The sequence below is a fragment of the Mycobacterium arosiense ATCC BAA-1401 = DSM 45069 genome, assembly GCF_002086125.1.
In the GTDB taxonomy this organism is placed as follows: Bacteria; Actinomycetota; Actinomycetes; order Mycobacteriales; family Mycobacteriaceae; genus Mycobacterium; species Mycobacterium arosiense.
Genome location: NZ_MVHG01000232.1, coordinates 1 through 616, shown reverse-complemented (window position 1 = coordinate 616; position 616 = coordinate 1). Strand labels below are relative to the sequence as shown.

1 pseudogene is annotated in these 616 nt (G+C 64.4%); it reads left to right on the top strand.

Features of this window, described 5'->3' with window-relative positions:
• Positions 1–113 precede the first annotated feature (113 nt).
• Positions 114–616: pseudogene (locus BST14_RS28235) on the top strand (integrase catalytic domain-containing protein); the annotation flags it as partial.

The window sequence follows — 616 nt, the reverse complement described above, 5'->3', positions numbered from 1 at the left end:
CGCGTTGACTCGCCTTTTATGCGCGCGAAGTGGCTCTTCGTTGCCTCATTCAAAATGCGCGTGTGCGGCGTGCCTGCCTGAGGCCTCCGTGGAGGTGTCGGTAGGCCCAAGTGATGGGGTTGACGTTGGCCGAGCGCAGGGCTGTGACCGAGATGACCGCGATCCGCTACGTGGTGGCAGATAGGCCAGCCAAGAGCAGGATTCTGGACGAGTTGTGCGCCAACACCGGGTGGCACCGTAACCATGCCCGCAAGGCGCTCAGGGCGGCGTTGCAACCCAGGGTGGTGGCGCCGAGGCGAAGTCCGCGTCCACCCATATACGGGCCGAACGTCATTGCCGCGCTTACGGTGTGCTGGCTAGTACTGGGAATGCCGGCCGGCAAGAGGCTGGCGCCGATGTTGACCGAACTCGTGGCCGTGTTGCGCCAGTTCGGGGAGCTGGTCATCGATGACCAGACCGCAGAACTGGTGGCGTCGATGTCGGCGGCCACCATTGATCGTCGTCTGGCGGGTGAACGAGCCAAACGCCAGCTCAAGGGGCGTCGTGCCACCAAACCGGGGTCGCTGCTGCGAAGCCAAATCCCGGTACGCACCTGGGCAGACTGGGACGACGCCAA